Consider the following 19,024-nt stretch of genomic DNA (forward strand, 5'->3'; position numbering starts at 1 on the left):
GCCGAAAATCACAGAAAGGCCTAAGAGAGGGGTGCATTCTAATTCATAAAGAAGATTCTATGCAGAAAATTTTTCTATCAGTTGTCCTGCTGTTTTTAACGCTGGCCACGCAGGCGCAAAACCTCACCTCCCCAGACAAGAACCTGGCGTTCAAGTTTGAGGTGCAGAACGGCATCCCGTACTACCAACTAAGCTACAAGAACAAGCCGGTTATCAAGACCAGCCGCCTGGGCCTAGAATTGGTGAACAACCCTTCTTTGTTAGACGGCTTTACGGTAACCAACACCGAGCAGAAGACTGTGAATGAGACCTGGGACCCTATCATGGGCGAGCAGAAGACCATCCGGAACAACTACAACGAACTGCTGGTGACCTTGACCCAGAAGGGCCAGAAGGACCGGTTCATTAAATTAAGGTTCAGAGTGTTCAATGACGGTCTGGGCTTCAGGTATGAATTCCCGAAGCAGAAGGAACTGAACTACTTCATCATCAAGGAAGAGCGCACCGAGTTTGCCTTGGCGGGGGACCATAAGATTTTCTGGATGCCGGGCGACTATGACACCAACGAGTACACCTACACCACCTCTAAAGTCTCTGAGATCCCGAGCCTGCAAGAAAAGGCTACCATAAGAATCTCGGCGCAGACACCTATCAAGAACCCAAGTGTGCAAACGCCGTCCATGATGAAGTCAACGGACGGGCTCTACATCAACATTCATGAGGCGGCCTTGATCAACTACCCGGCCATGCACCTGAACGTGGACGCCCAGAACCTGAAAATGAGCGCGCACCTGACGCCTGACGCGGTAGGCAACAAAGGCTATATCCAGACGGAGTCTACCTCGCCGTGGAGGACCATTGTGGTGAGTGACAAGGCGGCTAACATCTTAACCTCTAAGCTGATCCTGAATCTGAACGAGCCCACCAAGTACCAGGACGTGTCCTGGATTAAGCCGGTTAAGTACATTGGCGTGTGGTGGGAGTACTTTATTTCCGGGAAAAGCTCCTGGGGGTACAGCACCGAGACCAACACCAAACTCACCGACGACTTCAGCAAATACAAACCCAACGGCAGACACGGCGCCAACACAGAGAACGTGAAACGTCACCTGGACTTTGCCGCCGAGCACGGCTTTGACGCAGTGTTGGTAGAAGGCTGGAACATTGGCTGGGAGGATTGGTTTGGCAACTGGAAAGAAGAAGTGTTTGACTTTGTGACTCCTTATCCAGATTTTAACGTGAAAGAATTGCAGGCTTATGCGGCCTCTAAGGGCGTGCGCCTGATGATGCACCATGAAACATCTTCCTCGGCCACCAACTATGAGCGCCGCTTGGACAAAGCCTTCCAGTTTATGGTGGACAACGGGTACAATGCCGTGAAGACCGGGTACGTGGGATCCATTATTCCGCGCGGTGAGCACCATGACGGCCAATGGATGGTGAACCACTACCTGCACGTAGCCAAGACCGCCGCAGATTACAAAATCATGGTCAACAGCCATGAGGCCGTGCGCCCGACGGGCTTGCACCGTACCTTCCCTAACTGGATTGCCCAAGAATCTGCACGTGGCACTGAGTTTGAGGCCATGGGCGGCCTGGCCCCTGAGCACACCACCATCCTGCCATTCACCCGCTTGATGGGCGGCCCTATGGACTTTACCCCAGGTATCTTCCAGACAGACTTAACGGTGTATGGCCAGGGCAACCGTGTAAACACCACCCTGGTAAAACAACTGGCCTATTACGTGACCATGTACAGCCCGCTGCAAATGGCGGCAGATTTGCCTGAGAACTACCTGAAGTTCCCAGACGCGTTCCAGTTCATCAAAGACGTGGCCCTGGATTGGGATGACACCTATGTATTAGAAGCCGAACCAGGCGACTACATCACCACCGCCCGCAAGGCTAAAGGCAAAAACGAGTGGTACATTGGCGGCATCACAGATGAAAACAAACGCACGGCCACCATCTCGTTCAGCTTCCTGCCCAAAGGCAAAGACTACGTAGCCACCATCTACGCAGATGGCGCAGACGCCAGTCATGACAAGAAGCCGCAGAGCTACACCGTTCGCAAAGTAAAGGTGAACTCTAAGAGCATCTTAAAGCAAGGCCTGGCCGCTAGCGGTGGTATTGCCGTGAGCGTGAAAGAAGGAAACGCTTCTGAGCTGAAAGGCTTGAAGAAGCTCTAATTCCACTTCAGACTATATCCAAAAGCGAAGGCCTCCTGCAAAACAGGAGGCCTTCGCTTTTTTGTTTTAAAGAAATGGCTGTGCATTGTTCCCTAAGCTATCTGTAGAAACAGGTTTCATGGCGCAAGCGTCCGCTTGTGTCCGCACGCATGCCAGATCCAATATGCGTGCGGACGCTTGCGCCATGGAAGAAAGTGCAGTTTATTCCGCAAGTATTTAGACCTAGTGATGCTTACTTTCCGTCATGCGCCCATTGAGGCGAATGCCTCAGGGAAGTTGCAAACTTCCCTTTTAAAATAGGTCCAAGTTACGCTTCGCTAAACTTGAACCAGATATGGGAACCAGAGGCCTTGGGGAAAAAGCGAACCGTGCGCAGCACGAATGCCTCTGCAGCGACAGGGACTGCCATTGCCTGCAACCACCAGAATAAACCATCCAGCCTACACAGGACTGGAACCGAAACCAGTCTTGGTCCTGAGCGCCTCTGTTGTTTCGTCGCCCGGCAGGGCGGGGCCAAAGGCCCAGAGTACAACAGCAGTGCGAAGGGCCAAGACGGGGCCCCGCGGCCTTGAGCGCTTAGCGGAAGAAATGGAACAAAGCTGTGAGTACGCACCGGAACAAACGGCAGTGCCAAGGCAACAGCCAAATGCGTGCATAAGTACGGAAATAAGCCACAGTACAGTTTAAAAGACAGAGCCATCAGTGAAACATTACCAACAACAACGGCAAATCTATAGAATGAGCTTTCATAAAAAGCGAAGGCTTTTATTCAGCCCGCGTCAATCTATAAGTAAATACCTTTTTTGAAGTGGTGAGCCGCACATAGAACAACTTGCCCGTCCATGGCTCCAGATTGACTTGGTATTTATACAGGTTGTTGCCTTTGGCTTTACCCGTAAATAAGGTGACAAGCTTCACGCCATTGGGGTCATAGACTTCCAGGTAGGTTTTGGAGTTGCCCTTGGGCAGTTTAAACTGCACCATCATCTGATTAGAGTTGGGGAAGGGCAGTACCTGAAAATCAACCTCAGCCTCTTTCATGGCCGCCGCGTCTACGGCCGTGGCTTGTAAGAAACGAGCACTAGGTGCTCTGGGTATGACTTTGGGCACTGGAGCTATTTCCTTTTCCAGGTGCGATGGAATGGTAGATGCGCTTACCAGCTCAATGGTCACCTCTGCGGTGGCAGAAGAAGTATTGCCATGTTTGTCTTTGGCGGTGAGCGTCACGTAATTCTTGCCAAGGTTAGCCGAAGTAAACTCAGACTGGGAAAGCGTGAACGTGATTTCCTCTGAAGGCGTGTCATTGTCATGCGTGCCGTCATTGATTTCTAAGGGAATAAGCCGCACCGGCCCGTCTTTCAGGCTTCTGGAAATGTTCTTCACCAATACCACCGGTCCTTCTTTCTCAGGGGGAGTAAGTACCTCCATGGGTTGTACCGGTTGGCCCGTGTTCTCAGCGATGGCTACCACGGTGGTGGCTTGTTCTTGTCCCAACGCCTTCTCCTTCAGTTGCTTTTCCAGGTTCTGGACTTGGGCGATGGCGGGTAGGGAGAAGGTGGCCACATTGGTAGGCGTACTCTCATTGTGGTAGCGGTCCAAGGCCGTCACCAGGTAATAATAAGGCTTGGTAGCGTCCGGAATCTTGTCGGTGAATTGGGTAGTGGTGCTAAGGGCTACCAGATGGTCAGCGGTCTCCCAGTCAATCACCGGTTTCTCTGAGCGATAAATGGCGTACTGACGCACTTTGTCAAATTCTGTTTTACCAGGCAAAGGTGCTTTCCAGGTAAGCACCACAGAATCTGGTGCTGCAATAGCCGCCGTCAAACTTCTTGGCGAGGCCGGGGGCGTATTGTCCCGCCAGGGCATGGTGGGGAGCAGGGCCGGCTTCTGGTAGAAATTCTCGCGCAGAGAGTCCCTGAACCCGTGCTTCTGATGCGCGCTCATACTGCCCGTGTTGTACATGATCTGCCCGTGTATATTATTGTGGTGGGGCAGGCGGTTGAACCGGATCTGGTTAGGAACCTGTGACGGATTAGCCCAATTCACGCCAGAGGCCGGATCGTTGATCTTGTAACTCCCCAAGCCTATGTACATGTGGCGGCCATAGGTGTTGTTGTTCCACCAGGGCACAATCTGGCTGTAATTGGCGCGGGTCTGACCCATGTACCAATACACCTGCGGCGCCAGGTAGTCTATCCAGCCCTCTTGTAGCCACTTTCTGGTATCAGCGTAGAGCTCGTTGTAATGCTCCAGACCCGCGGTAGGCGTACCAATGGCAGGATTCAAGCTGTTCCGGTAAATACCAGAAGGCGAAATCCCGAACTTGACCCACGGCTTCACTTTCTTGATGGTCGCGTCCGTTTGTTTAATGAGCAGGTTCACGTTGTCCCGGCGCCAATCGGCGCGGTTCTGGAAGCCGCGCGGGTCAGCCGCGTAGGCAGCGTCATCATTGAAGGTACCGCTTGGGTAGAAATAGTCGTCAAAGTGAATGCCGTCTACGTCATAGCGCTGCACAATGTCCTGGATGACGGTTTGGATGTAGTTGCGCACATCGCGCAGGCCGGGGTTGAGCGTACGCAGATTGCCAGTAGCCATAAGCCATTCTGGGTGCTTCTTGGCCACGTGTTCTGGGGAGAAGCTGGGCAGGTTCATGACGTGGCCCACCGCCCGGTACGGATTGATCCAGGCATGAAACTCCATGCCGCGCTTATGACATTCTTGGATGGCAAAGGCCAACGGGTCCCAGGCCGGGGCAGGCGCTTTTCCTTGAATTCCTGTTAAATCGGCGGTCCAGGGCTCCAGACGACTTTCATAGAGGGCATCGCACTGGCTACGTATCTGCAAAAAAACGGCGTTGATGCCGGTGGCCTTGTGGGTGTCTAGAATCTCAATGAGGGACTTTTGCTGTTGGGCAGGGGTATGGTTGCGCTTGGGCCAGTCAATGTTGGCGTACGTAGTCAACCACACGCCCCTGAACTCGCGCTTAGGCGTGTTTCCAGAGTTTCCGGCGAAGGAAGCGGTTAAGGATATAGAAAGAAAGAGAAAGCTGAGGAAAATTCTTTTCATCCCTGAGAGAGGGTTAATCATCCTTCAAAATTAAGGAGAATTTGGCAAAGCCTTTCAGAAAATCACTCTGCCTCAAAGCATTGTAAAACCGCTATGTTTAGGGAATGCAGCTTAAGGTGTAGTAATGTCAGTTCTGAAGCCGGTCTTGCCTAGGGCTAACTGAGAAGTATGGCATGGCCTCGTTTTTGGCCTGTTTTGCAGAAAAGAGGCTAAAAACGGCTTAGTCTAGAAAATAAGGTAATAGTCTCTCAATAGTTCCTGAAAAGCGGCGGTGTAGGCATTGTCTTTTTCCCGGACGGGCAGTCTGCTTTGGGTCAACGTAGTAGGGGCTTTAGTGTAGCTGTGGATGGCCCGCAACAGCTTGCCGCCGGGCGTGGCCTCCAGCCAGAGAATATGCTGGGTATGAAAGCCCAATTGATGCGCCTCGCGTTCCAGAACCTTTGCCTCATGCGGCGGAAGCAAAATATGCAAACGGCCGGCAGGTGTTAAATACTGTTGCGCAAACTGCAAGAGTTCTGTAAATGACAGCGTCTCTGTGTGCTTGGCCACATTCTTGGCAGTGTCTGCAGATTTTAAAGATGCCTGAAAAAACGGCGGATTGCTGATGATGACATCAAATGGCGCTGGCTTAGTCTCTTGAAAGGCCTGCAGGCTCTGCGCATGCAACGTAATTCTATCGGTCCAAGGACTTCTCTCAATATTAGACTTCGCCTGTTGGGCCGCGGCCTGGTCAATCTCCACGGCTTCAATCTGCGTTCCTTCTGGCGTGCGCTGGGCCACCATCAAACTCAACAACCCGGTGCCTGCGCCAATATCCAGTATCCGTTTGGCCCCGCTAACATCAACAGCTGCTCCCAGCACACAGGAGTCTGTACACACTTTCATGGCACACTGGTCCTGCTTGATCAAGAACCGCTTAAACTGGAAATAGTCGTTGGCCACGGGTTAATGTGCTAATGGTTTAATGTGCTGATGTGCTAATTGATTTGAAAATGGGGAGCTGTGAATATGGTAGCATGATGAAAAGTAAGGATGGCGATTTTGGCTTTATTTGGGTAAAACAGGCCAAAAACGATAAAATCCATAGCCTGATCTGCACATTAAAAGAATAGCATATCAGCACATTAAACCATTAGCACATTAACTAACCTTTAGTAGGATTGGCCTCGAAGCCTTTGTCGGGTGGCAGGTTGGGTTGCAGGGCGGCGGCAACGGCCAGTTCGTCGCAGCGCTCGTTTTCGGGGTGGCCGTTGTGGCCGCGTACCCAGACAAAGCGCACCTGGTGCTGGCGGTAAATCTTGAGGAAGCGTTGCCAGAGGTCGGGGTTGGCCTTGCCGGTGAAGCCTTTTTTCTCCCAGCCAAACACCCACTTCTTCTCTACGGCGTCAATCACGTATTTTGAGTCTGAATAGACCGTAATGGGAATGCCCGGTTTGGTGATGGACTCCAGGGCCACAATCACGGCCAGCAGCTCCATGCGGTTGTTGGTGGTCTTCCTGAACCCTTCACTCATCTCTTTCACATGGCGTCCGTAGCGCAGAATCACGCCGTAGCCACCGGGGCCCGGATTGCCTCTGGAGGCACCATCGGTAAAAATCTCAATCAAAACGCGGGAGGTTAGTAAACCCCAAAATTACCACTTAAGCCGATAGCCTTCCTAATAGGGCAGGGATTAATTTGCGGAGCTAGGATTTTGGTGGTGAAGAATATCCTTTACATGAGCAACCCGTTTTTGGCCTGCTTTCCAGAAAACAAGCCAAAAACGGGTTACTTAACTATGCTGACTTCTATTTCTCTTGACTGACGGTGGCGTTAAAGCCTAAGCCAATAAATGGGACACCTTCCCAAGAGCCTTGGCTGGCTTTTCTATAGTAGGTGTCACTGTTAAACATACCGGCACTAAACCATAGGCCGCCGGCCCCAAGGTCTTTCACCAACTCTAAGGCCAGGAAAGCGTCAGACTCCAGGTAAATGTTATGCTTGGAAAGGTCTATCACTATGGCGTTGCCCACCTCGGGCTTGGTTAGGTTGATGAAGATGGGCTCGCGAAGGAGATTCTCCTTAGGTCCGTTCTTGCCCATTTTGTAGATGTTAATGCGCAGAAAAAGCGTGTCAAACTGGTTGCGGGCTACGTTCACGGTGATTTTCTCTACAAAGCTGGGCTTCTTGATTTTCAGGACAGACCCCACCTCACTGCCCAAGCCGTTTATCTTGAAGCCCGCCATCATGGTTTTGGAGTCAGTCGTGTTGCCTACTACTTTGGTCTTGTATTCTTTGGGCCGTACCACCACCTCGTTCAAGTTTACCACGTCTTCCTGCAACTGAATGGAGGCCGTCTGCCCCGCAAACTTTTGCTTAAACTCGCTCACTTTCCACTTGACGGCCTTGTACCCAATAGCCGAGAAAAGAATCGCTTCAGAATTCAAAGAATCATGAAGAGTAAGGGCAAAGGTGCCTTTAGCCGAGGAAACCGTGCCTACATCCTTACCAATAACGCCAATGTTAACGTATTCCAGCGGCGCGTTTTTCTGGTCTAGGACTCTGCCCTGGAACCGTTGCGCTTGCGCGTAAAAGGAAATAAGAAGCAGGAAAAGAAGGAGAGATTTTTTCATAAGAGACGTTGCTTGCCTGATAGATGCTGAACGCCTCTGTTAGGTTGCCTGGTCTATATATGAAATAAAATATTCTTCGGTTAGAACGTGACGTTGGTCTTAAAGAGCTTAATGGCAATGGCCAGCAGAATCACCCCGAAGACTTTGCGCAAGACCTCGGTGCCGTTCTGTCCCAGCTTGCGCTCCAGCCAGTTAGAGCTTTTGAGCACCACGTACACAAACACCAGATTGAGCAAGATGCCCACCAGCACGTTGGGTAGGGCATACGCAGAGCGTAAGGAAAGGAGCGTGGTCATAGTGCCAGCGCCCACAATCAGCGGGAAGGCCAGCGGCACAATGGAACCGGTTTTCACCTCGGGGTTGGAATGAAACAGGTGAATGCCCAAGACCATCTCCATGCCCATCAAAAAAATGATGATGGCACCGGCAATGGCAAAAGAAGCAAAGTCAATCCCGAAGAGCTTTAAAATACCGTCCCCCACAAACAGGAACACAATCATGAGCACGCCCGCCACCAGCGTCGCCTTCTCAGACTGAATCACGCCTTCGCGTTGGCGCAACTGAATGATGATGGGAATAGACCCCAAGATATCTATGATGGCAAACAGAATGAGGCTAACAGAAACAATCTCTTTAAAACTGAAGCTGATCATAGGGTGGTAGATTTCAGGGGGCGAAAAACAAAGCGCAAAGCTAGTGATTTTCACAGAAAGCTTACTTTACAGAGAGGATCCAGTTGCAAGGTTTTATGCCAACTGGATCCTCTCTGTTGAGAAAAGGCTTATCTTTTCAAGAAGTAAGTCAAAGTCCTTAGTTGGAATGAGTTCTTCATCTAGTGTCATTTTACTAGAGTTAGTGAAATGCAAAGTGGCCTCACGAGGCTTGCGATATTTATCAGATTTGGAAGGAATCAAACCTACAAGACTATGCACTCCGGTAAAGTTATTGGTCTTTGTTTGATACTTTACCAAACAGTTTAAATCCACGGTTCGCTTCACCAGTCCTAAAAATTGGTACTTGGTCAATAGGTGGTCATTAAGCTCAAAGTGCCCAATCTTCCATAAGCCTGAAAAGATGAACAGTGAGATAAATCCACAAATTACGTAGCCCGCGGTGGTCAGCCCAAACTCAGCGGGTAGAATAATAACAGCCAGAAATAGGCATCCTACGCAGATTATCAATAGAGGAACTGCTAAGTCAGCTTTGGTTTTAATTTGATTTCTCACACCTAAATATAAAGCTTTCCGAAGAAATCCTTCAAAGTGTCATACTCGCTGTCTTCAATAGCCGGGAAGTTGGCAATCCGGAAGGTGTTCTTGGCCCAAGCGCCGTAGCCGTTGCCCAGCGTAATGCCGTGGGTTTGGGCCACGCGTTTTAGTTCCTGCACTTTCTTGTCGGGGGCTTGCAGAGCTAGGACGGTTTGGGAACGGACCTCGGGGTTTTCTACCAGCAGGCGCACGTCACCGGGCATTTCCTCAAAGAAGGCATACAGGTCATGGGCGCGCTTGACCAGGTGCTGGTCTACCTGTTTGATGAGGGGCAGTTGCTCCAGCATCTGACGCATGAGGTACAAATCCAATACATTGGGCGTGTGGCCAGTCTGGTAATTGAGCATCTTCTCATACAGAAACACCAGGCTATTGTAATGTTTTCTATCATTGAGGGCTTTGGCGCGTTGCAAGGTTCTAGGCGAGCAAACCAATACGCTCAAGCCCGCCGGCAGGCCAAAGCACTTCTGCACCGAGGCAAACCATATATCCGCACGTATAAACTTCAGGTTCAAACCGGCCATGCTAGACGTGGCATCCACGGCCAGCAAAGGGTCTTTGAACTGGTTCTGTAGTTTCAAAAGCGTTTCCATGCTCACCTGCGTGCCGTTAGAGGTCTCGGTCTGGGTTACGCAAATCAAATCGGTGTCATCTTCTACTGGAATATTAGGAACGTCCAGCAGGTCATTTACACCAAAGGACTGACCATAAGAATCTGGGCGCAGACGCTTGGCGTACTGGCACCATTTCTCGCCAAACGCTCCGTTGTACAAATGCAGGCTTTTATGAGGCGTCAGGCTTTGAGAGATAATTTCCCAGCACTCGGTGGCCGAGGAGGTGAAGAACAGGTAATAGTCCTGGGGGATGTTGAGTTTCTTTCTGAGCAGTCCCACCAAGTCGCGCATCATGAGCACGAAGCGCTCACTGCGGTGCGGAATGCTGAGAATGCCCTCGTCATAGGCCATGGTGAGGTAGTCCCGCACTTGGGGGTAGACTTTAGAGGGCCCAGGATAAAAATTGAGCATGAGGGAAATAGGTATAGGAGGTTTTGGGAATTCGCGCAGAGTAGGAGCCCAGGGCCCGTTGGTTCACAAGGACTTCCGTTTTTGGCTTGTTTTCCAGAAAACAGGCCAAAAACGAAGCCAGCAGAAATCACCTACACGGTAAAAACGCCCGCTGGTTACGCCTTCTTGTAATTAAATCCGACTTTTGAAGGCTTCAGGCGCTCAAAGTATTGTAAGGCAAGTCGATAACTTTCCAGGCCAAACCCACTGATGCTACCTACGGCCCTTCCGCCAATAAAGGTAACGTGGCGGGCGGCCTCCCGCGCAAACACATTGGAGATGTGCACCTCTACCACCGGCGTCTCAATGGCGGCAATGGTGTCCATTAATGCCAGGGAGGTGTGGGTATAGGCACCGGCATTAAAGACAATGCCCTGGTAATGGTAGCCCACCTCCTGCAGTTTGTCTATAAGAATGCCCTCCACATTAGACTGAAAGTACTCCAGTTCCATGTCTGGGAAAGCCGGCACCAGGTCCTTCTCATAGTAGTCTTCAAAGGAGCGCGAGCCGTAGATGCTTTTCTCACGTTTGCCCAGCAGGTTGAGGTTAGGGCCGTTGAGGATTAATATTTTCATAGGTAGAGATCTGTAGTAAGGAAAACACACAAAGGTAAGTAAGGTACAGAATCTTTCTGGTACCTGGATGGCTGGTTTTGCCTGAAGTAGGAAAGGAGAAGCCGTAAAATTTCAAAACACCATTAGCTAGGGTGCATTGTCGGGTTTGGTCTGCACGCATGGCAGTTGTACCTCATCAAAGTCACAGCATCAGGTTTTCAACGTGGAGCTTTACCTGAAGCAAGTTTTCAACCTACGCCCACCCGGTCCCGATTACTTTTGTCTTCCAATTCATTAGAGAATAGCCAAGCGTGCAGATATAAGGAGACGCCTGCGCCACGCTATGCAGGATTTATTATTCTATGCTTCTATGCTATTCGGGATTTTTTTAATCCACAAGGCTATTCGGGATTTACCAATCACGAATCACTCTGTAGGGGATCTCCAGATCCCCGTTGCGGGCTAATTGAGTAAACGCGGACACGGGGATTGATAAATCCCCGACAGAGAACTTTCAGATTGGTAAATCTGAAAGAGCAAGTCCATGACAACTTTTAGGTTGGTAATTCTGAAAGAGCGAAAGCAATACCCGTTTAGAAATAAAATATTCATTTTTTCTATGTTCGCGTGGGGGTAAGGGCTGGGCAAGCTGTCTTATAAGCGAGAGATGTTGGGTGAAAACCAGGTCATTGGCATCTTTTGCCTTGTTCCTTCTCTCTGCCCAGCTAAGCTCCTCTGCGAGTTTCCATGAAATAAAAACTGCAGTACCATTAGGAGATACAATTCTAAGGGCTGTAATTTTGACAATAGAAGTTGGCTGTGGGCGTTTGTCTCTGGAAGAGAGGCTCCAATAGCCAATTGTATATAAACCATAGGAGGGTGATAGCCCGCTTTACATTCCATTCTATCCCCCATGAATTGGTCAATAGGTTTAAAACAGTTTCAAGAGTACCTGCAAATAGAAAAGTCGCTGTCCGGCAATTCTGTGGAGGCCTACGTGCGTGATGTCAAAAAGCTGGTTCAGTACTTTGAGATTACGCAGCAGAAGGTGAACCCGCTAGAGGTACAGCCCATTCACTTGCACGGTTTCCTGGAGTGGATCAATGCCTTAGGCATGACCTCCCACTCTCAGGCGCGTACGCTGTCTGGCATCAGGGCCTTCTACAAGTTTCTCATCATGGAAGATCTGTTGCACGCAGACCCCATGGAAACCATTGAGGCCCCCAAGCTCCAACGCAAACTGCCAGATACCCTCAGCTATGAGGAGATCATCATGTTGTTTGAGGCCGTAGACGTGAGCACCCCAGAAGGCACCCGCAACAAAGCCATGCTGGAAACCCTCTACAGCTCCGGCCTGCGGGTTTCTGAGTTAATAGAACTCAAGCTGAGCAATCTCTATGAGGACCTCGGGTTTGTGCGCGTGACGGGTAAAGGCAACAAAGAGCGTCTGGTCCCCATTGGGCGGGATGCCTTGAAGTACATAAAGCTGTACATTGAAGGCGTACGCCGGCACCAGACCATCAAGAAGGGGCAGGAGGACTTCATCTTCCTGAACCGCCGCGGCTCCAGCCTGACGCGCGTCATGGTGTTCAACATCATCAAAGATCTAAGCGCCAAGGTGGGCATGCAGAAAAGCATCAGTCCGCACACGTTCCGGCATTCATTTGCCACGCACTTAATTGAAGGTGGCGCCGATTTACGCGCCGTGCAGGAGATGTTGGGCCATGAGTCCATCACCACCACCGAGATCTACACCCACCTGGACCGTGACTACCTCAAGCAGGTCATCCACGAGTTCCATCCCAGAAGCTAAGTTGGTTGTCGATTGTTAATCGTTGGTTGTTGAAAGAGCATGCATACCGTAGAGGCAATCCCTTGTGGTTGCCCTTACACAGTTACTAACGGCATTAAAATTCGCCCTTGTTGGTGTTATCACCAGCAAGCACATAGGCGGTACTAACTTTGAATTACTGAGTCTAAGCCAATCTTGCCAACGCCGTTTTTGGCCTGTTTTACTAGAAACAGGCCAAAAACGGCGTTCTCTTTCAAGCGTGGGCTGAATTGAGCAATTCTTCGGCGGCGGCAAACGGTGATTTCTGGCCTTCTACCACCTGCTGGGCAATGCGGTCCCATTGGGCCATGACCAAAGGATGCTGATAGAAGCGCTCTTCTAAACTCTGCCGGATGCTGTGCTTAAGCCAGTGCAGGTTCTGGTCTTTTCTGCGCTGGGCGAAGTAGCCGTTGCCCTGGGTGAGCTGCACGTAGTCCATCACAGATTCCCAGAGCGGGGCAAGACCGGTTTTCTCATAGGCAGAGCAGACGGTCACGCGCGGACTCCATTTAGAAGTGCCTAAGGGGAAGAGGTGCAAGGCGCCCTGGTACTCGGCCTGGGCGCTAGTGGCCGGGTGCAGGTTGGCGCCGTCGGCCTTGGTGATGGCTACGGCATCGGCCATTTCCATGATGCCTTTCTTGATGCCCTGTAGTTCGTCACCAGCCCCGGCCAGCATGAGCAGTAAGAAGAAGTCCACCATCTCATGCACCGCGGTTTCAGACTGACCCACGCCCACCGTTTCCACAAAAATCACGTCAAAGCCAGCGGCCTCACAGAGCAAGATGCTTTCGCGGGTGCTGCGGGCTACGCCGCCCAGGGTTTTGCCGGCCGGCGAGGGCCTGATGTAGGCAGATGGGTTGGCAGCCAAAGTCTCCATGCGGGTTTTGTCACCTAAGATACTGCCGCCGGTGCGCTGGCTGGTAGGGTCAATGGCCAGCACCGCCAGTTTCTTGCCGTGCTGTTCTAGTAGGTAATTCCCGAAGGCCTCTATAAAGGTACTTTTGCCCACGCCCGGCACGCCCGTAATCCCCACTCTTACAGACTTACCCGCATGCGGCAAAATCTGTTCCATGACCTGATGGGCCAGCATTTGGTCTGAGGGCAGGGTGCTTTCTACTAGCGTAATGGCTCTACTCAGCAACACGCGGTTACCGGCCAACACACCTTGGGCGTACTCTTCTGGGGTAAATCTTTTGGGCACTCGTTTTTGGGCTATTTTCTGGAAACTACGCTAAAAGTACGAAGAAGCCACAAAATGACTTTACAAATTCAAAGGCAGGAGGAGACTGGAATTGCTAATGAGCCATGGCTCTGCGTTTGCACAACGTTTGTTGCGAAGGCTTGAAATCATTGTAGAGGATGGCCTCCTGCAACAACTCTCGCAAACTTTCCTCTGGAAAGGGCTGGTCTGGATGAAAGAATACTTTCCTGATCTGCTTAGTGTCAGGTTCGGCAAAGAGCCCTTGATCATTGCTAAGGTGCATGCCCTTGACAAAGCCCAGGTAGACTGAGCCTGTTTTTGTGGTGCTCATGTAGCACAACTGGCCCAGGTAATAGTAGAAAGGACACTTGTAAATGAAACGCTCCTCTACCTGCGGGGCCGCTTGCAAAATACAGTGCCTAAGGCGCTGAAGCAACGGCTGTAGCTCCCTTGCTTGCTGCTGAACATAGGCCGTCACCTGAGGAGAAAATACCAGAGATTCCATGCCCGAAAAGTACTTAATTAATTGCTGATTGCTTATTGTTGGTTGTTGAAAAAGACCAGAATCAACAATTGACGCCCAACAACCAAGCTACTGTTTCTGTACCACCTGGCCGGTGGTGGGCAGTATGTTCTGGAAGTAGAAACCCGGAAAGTTAGGCAGGCCCAATTCGCTTTTCTGGTTGCCCAGGCTTACGCCGGCGTCTTTGTAGTTACATTCTTTGCCCAGTTTGTTGGGTTCCTGGATGACGCCCAGCCAGTTGTTGCCGCTTCTAGCCACGTAGATGCGACCGTCTGGGCCCAGTTGCAGGGCGCCAATCTTGCGGCTCATGCTCTTGGCCACCTGTTGGCCCGACAACTTGATGGCTTCTGCGTTACCTGCCTCTAAATTAAATTGAAAGATGCGCGCCTCGCCGCCAGATAAGCCGTTTTTAGCGCCGTACAGTTTAGTACCGTCAGAAGAGAATTCCACACCGTAGGCTTCGTCAAACCGACCCAAATCCAAGGCATTAGACACAACGCCGGTAGCCCGGTCAAAGTCAAACAGTTCTATCTTGTTCACCGCGGCCCATGTGGCCATGGCCAGTTTATCGCCGGCCGGCGAAGCTTTCAGATAGCCAATAGCCGCGCCGTCATCGCCGGCGTGCATGCTGCCCAAACGGCTTTCAATGGGGGTGAAGGTGAGGCCGTTGGAGGTGAGTAAATACGCGTAAAAAGCGCTGCTGTTCCAACGGTGAGTGATGATCCAGTAGTCGCGGCCGTTCTCATGGCGCACGGCGGTCAGCTTCTCGGCTACGGGCGCGAAGATGAGGTTGTTCTTGGTGATGACTTCGCCCAGACTGCCGTTCTTGCTCATGTCTACCAAGTGATACTGCAAGCCGTGGCTCATGCCTTGAAAATCTGTGGTAAACAGGTAATAGGTAGAGGTGGAGCCCGGTTTTGGTAAAATGAGCGCCGCCTGGGTAGAAGACTCGTGGCCTTTTAGCTCATCGCCGTTGGCCATCAACTCGCCGTTGCGGTTCCAGACCCGCATGCCGTTGCTGTAAAAGAGCAGGTTGCCGCGAGCGTCTGAGGCCGTGGCGCTGCCTTCCTCGCTGAACAGGTTGCCGCCTTTCACAGGCTTGGGTTTACCGTCTGCAAAAGAAAGGGCGGCGTTTCTACCGAAGTACCAAAAAGTAGCCTCCTTCTGTGCCTGGGCCGCCACAGATACCAACCAGAAAGGCAATAGCAGTAAAATAGTCTTCAGGGTCTTCATCATTCTCAGAACAAGTAGTCTGGTAATAAGAATTCAAAGATTAGGCCAAAACTTTGCCCTCTTTAGAATGTAACGCGCTAAAGGCAGGCAGGTACATACTGGCACCCGGTTAAAATTGCCGAATACCGTTAGCCGACCTCAGATTAGGATGATAGTAAGATAGAGTTAGCATACTATCCAGAATATACCTACCTTTAAAATATCTTAGCTACCCCTTTAGGCACATGACGCCGGGTAGTTTCTAAAATGGATGGAAGCTGTTGGACGAAAGACTAAGATGGAGTGCTCATTCGTCACCTAACACGCTCATCCCCCATGAAGAAAGAACTCACCAACTCCCTAGGACGCGTCTTTCTCACGATAGAATACAGTGAGAAGAACAACTGGGTCTACAACAACTGGATAGGCTATCAGTCTTATGAGAGCATTGTCTCTGGCGCTAACGCCTGCATAAAGGTTCTCAACCAGCACCACTGCTCTTTTCTGCTCAATGACAACCGGCAGATCATTGGCCCCTGGAACCACGCCGTAGAATGGATTGCCACTGATTGGACCCCCAGAGCCATTGCTGCTGGTCTGCGCTACTTTGCCCACGTGGTAGACAAAGACTCTCTGGCCAAGCTCTCCAGTGAGGAGATGAAGCAGAGCGCAGACGGGTTTGAGATGCAGATCTTCGGGGACATAGACGAGGCTACGGCCTGGTTAGAAGCCCACCAGTTAGAACGCCAGCAAGCCTAACCCTTCTCTAGTTCCAAGTGAACGGCCTACTCCTTACTTCTACTTAAAATAATTAATTGCCGCGTATTTTTGAATGAGTGGCTTTTGCGATGGAGCACTTTGAGAAAGGACAGAAGAATTTGCGGGAGGGGTATGCCTTCTCTCAGCAAGGTGCGTGGCGCAGCTCAAGATGAGCAGGCTGGTCAGCATACATATTACTAACTTCTTCATAAAGGGCAGTAGACTAGGATTGGTCTAGTAAAGATGCCCATTCCGCATTTTTGTTCACAGGAAGGAAATACCCGCGTGGTAACTTGTACAATCTTATAATTTTCTTGGTTTCTACCTTCTAAGCGCGGTTTAGCTGTTTTAAAGCATAGCCACTTAGGAAATGTGTGCCTGATTGGTAACAGTGAATTTCTGGTCGGCTAGAACAGAAAACTCCCGTTTTTGGCCTGTTTTCAAGGAATTAGGCCAAAAACGGGAGTTCTATAAACTATAAGTAAGAAATCTACGCCTTCAACAACTTCTCCAGAATCTCCTGCGCGGCCACGCTAATCACAGTGCCTGGCCCGAACACGCCTGATACGCCCGCATCAAACAGGAACTGGTAATCCTGCGCCGGAATCACCCCGCCCGCAATGACCATAATATCCGCGCGGCCCAGTTTCTTTAATTCGGCAATCAAGGAAGGAATCAAGGTTTTGTGACCGGCGGCCAGGCTGCTCACGCCCACCACGTGCACGTCGTTCTCGGCGGCCTGCAGGGCTACTTCTTCTGGGGTCTGGAACAGCGGGCCCAGGTCCACGTCAAAGCCTAAGTCTGCAAAAGAGGTGGCAATGACTTTAGAACCGCGGTCATGGCCGTCCTGGCCCATTTTGGCCACCATGATTCTGGGCCTGCGGCCTTCCTGGGTGGCAAATTTATCGGCTAGCGCTTGGGCCTTGCCGAAGTTCTCATCGTCTGAAATCTCTGAACTGTACACGCCTGATATTGCTCTGATGGTGGCCTTGTGACGGCCGTAAACTTTTTCTAAGGCATAGGAAATCTCCCCCAGACTGCAACGCACGCGGGCGGCCTGCACAGCCAACTCCAGCAGATTGCCTTCTCCGGTTTCGGCAGCGTTGGTCAATGCGTCCATGGCGGCGAAGACAGCGGCGTCATCGCGGTTATCGCGTAGGTTGGCTAATCTAGTCAGCTGGGACTCACGCACGGCGGTGTTGTCGATGTCCAGAATCTCCAGTTGCTCCTCAGACTCTGGCTTGAACTTGTTCACGCCCACAATAATATCCTTGCCCGCATCAATGCGCGCCTGCTTACGAGCAGCGGCTTCCTCAATGCGCATTTTGGGTAGACCAGTTTCAATGGCTTTGGCCATGCCGCCCAGACGCTCCACTTCCTGAATCAAGTCCCAGGCGCGGTGCGCGAGTTGGTGGGTGAGGGCCTCTACGTAATACGAGCCTCCCCATGGGTCCACGGTTTTGGTGATGTGCGTCTCTTGCTGCAGGTAAATCTGCGTGTTACGGGCAATGCGCGCGGAGAAATCTGTAGGCAAGGCAATCGCTTCATCTAAGGCATTGGTGTGCAAACTCTGCGTTCCGCCTAAAGCGGCGGCCAAGGCCTCTACCGTGGTACGGGCCACGTTGTTGAACGGGTCCTGCTCCGTCAGACTCCAGCCAGAAGTTTGGCAGTGGGTGCGAAGGGCCAGGGATTTGTCGCTCTTCGGGTTGAACTGTTTGATGAGCTTGGCCCACAGCATACGGGCGGCGCGCATCTTGGCAATCTCCATGAAGTGGTTCATGCCAATGGCCCAGAAAAACGACAGGCGCGGCGCGAAGGTGTCAATGTCCATGCCCGCGGCCAAACCGGTTCGCACGTATTCCAATCCGTCGGCCAAGGTGTAAGCCAGTTCCAAATCTGCCGTGGCCCCGGCTTCCTGCATGTGGTAGCCCGAGATGGAGATGGAGTTGAACTTAGGCATGTGCTGAGACGTGTACGCGAAGATATCGGCGATAATCTTCATGCTGGGCTCCGGCGGATAAATGTAGGTGTTGCGCACCATGAACTCCTTCAGGATGTCATTCTGGATGGTGCCACTCAACTGCTCCGGCTTTACGCCCTGTTCCTCTGCGGCTACAATATAGAACGCCAGAATAGGCAATACTGCGCCGTTCATGGTCATGGACACGCTCATCTGGTCCAGCGGAATCTGGTCGAACAGAATCTTCATGTCCAGAATGGAGTCAATGGCCACCCCGGCCTTGCCCACATCACCCACTACGCGCGGGTGGTCAGAGTCATAGCCTCTATGCGTGGCCAAGTCAAACGCTACCGACAAGCCTTTCTGCCCGGCGGCTAGGTTGCGACGGTAGAAGGCGTTAGATTCCTCAGCAGTACTGAAGCCCGCGTACTGCCTAATGGTCCAAGGGTTCTTAACGTACATGGTGCTGTATGGCCCGCGCAGATAAGGTGGCAAACCAGCGGCAAAGTCCAGGTGCTCAAAGGCCTGCGTGTCTTCCTTGGTGTAGAAGTTCTGCAAAGGCATGCGCTCCGCGGTCTTCCAGGTCTTGGCTTCCGTTTTTGGCTTGTTTTTGCCAGAACTGCCCGAAAACGTAAATGGTATCTTGGTGAAATCTGGTTTCATGTTTTTAAGACGTAAGATGCAAGACGCAGGACATAAGACTTTTCTAGCGCGTACATCTGGTTTTATATTTTGTAACAAGTCTCAACTTTCAACTCATGGTTAAAGGCTTGCTATTGTTTCAT

Annotated in this window: 15 protein-coding genes; 3 read left to right on the top strand and 12 right to left on the bottom strand. The window is 51.3% G+C overall.

Annotation, left to right across the window (positions count from 1 at the left end; genetic code table 11):
* Positions 1–59: 59 nt before the first annotated feature.
* Entirely contained in the window at positions 60–2,189 is a 2,130-nt protein-coding gene (locus tag ABD880_RS17805; RefSeq protein WP_345169202.1) for a glycoside hydrolase family 97 protein, read from the top strand.
* 765 nt (positions 2,190–2,954) lie between these two features.
* On the opposite strand, the gene ABD880_RS17810 is transcribed toward ABD880_RS17805, so the two are convergent.
* From ABD880_RS17810 to ABD880_RS17845, 8 genes are all read right to left on the bottom strand, one after another.
* Positions 2,955–5,255: a family 10 glycosylhydrolase gene (locus ABD880_RS17810; protein WP_345169203.1), complete on the bottom strand. Its 2,301-nt coding sequence runs from the start codon at positions 5,253–5,255 to the stop codon at positions 2,955–2,957.
* Positions 5,256–5,480: 225 nt separating this feature from the next.
* A complete protein-coding gene (locus ABD880_RS17815; RefSeq protein WP_345169205.1) occupies positions 5,481–6,197 on the bottom strand; it encodes a tRNA1(Val) (adenine(37)-N6)-methyltransferase in 717 nt (238 codons plus the stop codon).
* A 202-nt stretch (positions 6,198–6,399) separates the two neighbouring features.
* Positions 6,400–6,861, bottom strand: coding sequence for a ribonuclease HI (gene rnhA, locus ABD880_RS17820; protein WP_345169208.1), 462 nt, complete (start codon positions 6,859–6,861; stop codon positions 6,400–6,402).
* Between the two features lie 181 nt (positions 6,862–7,042).
* Positions 7,043–7,867: a carboxypeptidase-like regulatory domain-containing protein gene (locus ABD880_RS17825; RefSeq protein WP_345169210.1), complete on the bottom strand. Its 825-nt coding sequence runs from the start codon at positions 7,865–7,867 to the stop codon at positions 7,043–7,045.
* An 80-nt stretch (positions 7,868–7,947) separates the two neighbouring features.
* Positions 7,948–8,520 (bottom strand): MarC family protein, encoded by a 573-nt coding sequence (locus tag ABD880_RS17830; RefSeq protein ID WP_345169727.1) that lies wholly within the window; start codon positions 8,518–8,520, stop codon positions 7,948–7,950.
* A 93-nt stretch (positions 8,521–8,613) separates the two neighbouring features.
* Positions 8,614–9,093, bottom strand: a complete 480-nt coding sequence (locus tag ABD880_RS17835; RefSeq protein WP_345169213.1) for a hypothetical protein — start codon at positions 9,091–9,093, stop codon at positions 8,614–8,616.
* 2 nt (positions 9,094–9,095) lie between these two features.
* On the bottom strand, positions 9,096–10,160 hold the full coding sequence (locus ABD880_RS17840; protein ID WP_345169215.1) for an aminotransferase class V-fold PLP-dependent enzyme: 1,065 nt from the start codon (positions 10,158–10,160) through the stop codon (positions 9,096–9,098).
* A 155-nt stretch (positions 10,161–10,315) separates the two neighbouring features.
* Entirely contained in the window at positions 10,316–10,774 is a 459-nt protein-coding gene (locus ABD880_RS17845) for a type II 3-dehydroquinate dehydratase (protein WP_345169218.1), read from the bottom strand.
* 892 nt (positions 10,775–11,666) lie between these two features.
* Here ABD880_RS17845 and xerD point away from each other — a divergent pair.
* Complete coding sequence (gene xerD / locus ABD880_RS17850; protein ID WP_345169221.1) at positions 11,667–12,566, top strand: site-specific tyrosine recombinase XerD; 900 nt, start codon at positions 11,667–11,669, stop codon at positions 12,564–12,566.
* 232 nt (positions 12,567–12,798) lie between these two features.
* On the opposite strand, the gene meaB is transcribed toward xerD, so the two are convergent.
* The 3 genes from meaB to ABD880_RS17865 all read right to left on the bottom strand — a co-directional run bounded on the left by meaB (position 12,799) and on the right by ABD880_RS17865 (position 15,544).
* Positions 12,799–13,785 carry a methylmalonyl Co-A mutase-associated GTPase MeaB gene (gene meaB, locus ABD880_RS17855; protein WP_345169223.1) on the bottom strand — a complete coding sequence of 329 codons (987 nt, stop codon included), beginning with the start codon at positions 13,783–13,785 and terminating at the stop codon, positions 12,799–12,801.
* A 94-nt stretch (positions 13,786–13,879) separates the two neighbouring features.
* Positions 13,880–14,290 (bottom strand): DUF1801 domain-containing protein, encoded by a 411-nt coding sequence (locus ABD880_RS17860; protein WP_345169226.1) that lies wholly within the window; start codon positions 14,288–14,290, stop codon positions 13,880–13,882.
* A gap of 87 nt (positions 14,291–14,377) precedes the next feature.
* Entirely contained in the window at positions 14,378–15,544 is a 1,167-nt protein-coding gene (locus ABD880_RS17865; RefSeq protein WP_345169229.1) for a YncE family protein, read from the bottom strand.
* Positions 15,545–15,856: 312 nt separating this feature from the next.
* Here ABD880_RS17865 and ABD880_RS17870 point away from each other — a divergent pair, with 312 nt between their 5' ends.
* The gene (locus tag ABD880_RS17870) at positions 15,857–16,279 is read left to right on the top strand and encodes an STAS/SEC14 domain-containing protein (RefSeq protein ID WP_345169231.1); all 423 of its coding nucleotides are present in this window, start codon (positions 15,857–15,859) and stop codon (positions 16,277–16,279) included.
* Positions 16,280–16,769: 490 nt separating this feature from the next.
* Here the strand turns inward: ABD880_RS17870 and scpA are convergent, their stop codons facing one another.
* The gene (gene scpA / locus ABD880_RS17875; RefSeq protein WP_345169232.1) at positions 16,770–18,902 is read right to left on the bottom strand and encodes a methylmalonyl-CoA mutase; all 2,133 of its coding nucleotides are present in this window, start codon (positions 18,900–18,902) and stop codon (positions 16,770–16,772) included.
* Between the last annotated feature and the right edge of the window lie 122 nt (positions 18,903–19,024).

The sequence above is a fragment of the Nibribacter koreensis genome (assembly GCF_039541795.1).
GTDB lineage: Bacteria > Bacteroidota > Bacteroidia > Cytophagales > Hymenobacteraceae > Nibribacter > Nibribacter koreensis.

Bases quoted from the DNA above. Each gene is read 5' to 3' on its own strand.
- ABD880_RS17805 (WP_345169202.1), top strand. From the start codon at position 60: ATGCAGAAAATTTTTCTATCAGTTGTCCTGCTGTTTTTAACGCTGGCC.
- ABD880_RS17810 (WP_345169203.1), bottom strand. From the start codon at position 5,255: ATGAAAAGAATTTTCCTCAGCTTTCTCTTTCTTTCTATATCCTTAACC.
- ABD880_RS17825 (WP_345169210.1), bottom strand. From the start codon at position 7,867: ATGAAAAAATCTCTCCTTCTTTTCCTGCTTCTTATTTCCTTTTACGCG.
- ABD880_RS17830 (WP_345169727.1), bottom strand. From the start codon at position 8,520: ATGATCAGCTTCAGTTTTAAAGAGATTGTTTCTGTTAGCCTCATTCTG.
- ABD880_RS17840 (WP_345169215.1), bottom strand. From the start codon at position 10,160: ATGCTCAATTTTTATCCTGGGCCCTCTAAAGTCTACCCCCAAGTGCGG.
- ABD880_RS17845 (WP_345169218.1), bottom strand. From the start codon at position 10,774: ATGAAAATATTAATCCTCAACGGCCCTAACCTCAACCTGCTGGGCAAA.
- xerD (WP_345169221.1), top strand. From the start codon at position 11,667: ATGAATTGGTCAATAGGTTTAAAACAGTTTCAAGAGTACCTGCAAATA.
- ABD880_RS17860 (WP_345169226.1), bottom strand. From the start codon at position 14,290: ATGGAATCTCTGGTATTTTCTCCTCAGGTGACGGCCTATGTTCAGCAG.
- ABD880_RS17865 (WP_345169229.1), bottom strand. From the start codon at position 15,544: ATGATGAAGACCCTGAAGACTATTTTACTGCTATTGCCTTTCTGGTTG.
- ABD880_RS17870 (WP_345169231.1), top strand. From the start codon at position 15,857: ATGAAGAAAGAACTCACCAACTCCCTAGGACGCGTCTTTCTCACGATA.
- scpA (WP_345169232.1), bottom strand. From the start codon at position 18,902: ATGAAACCAGATTTCACCAAGATACCATTTACGTTTTCGGGCAGTTCT.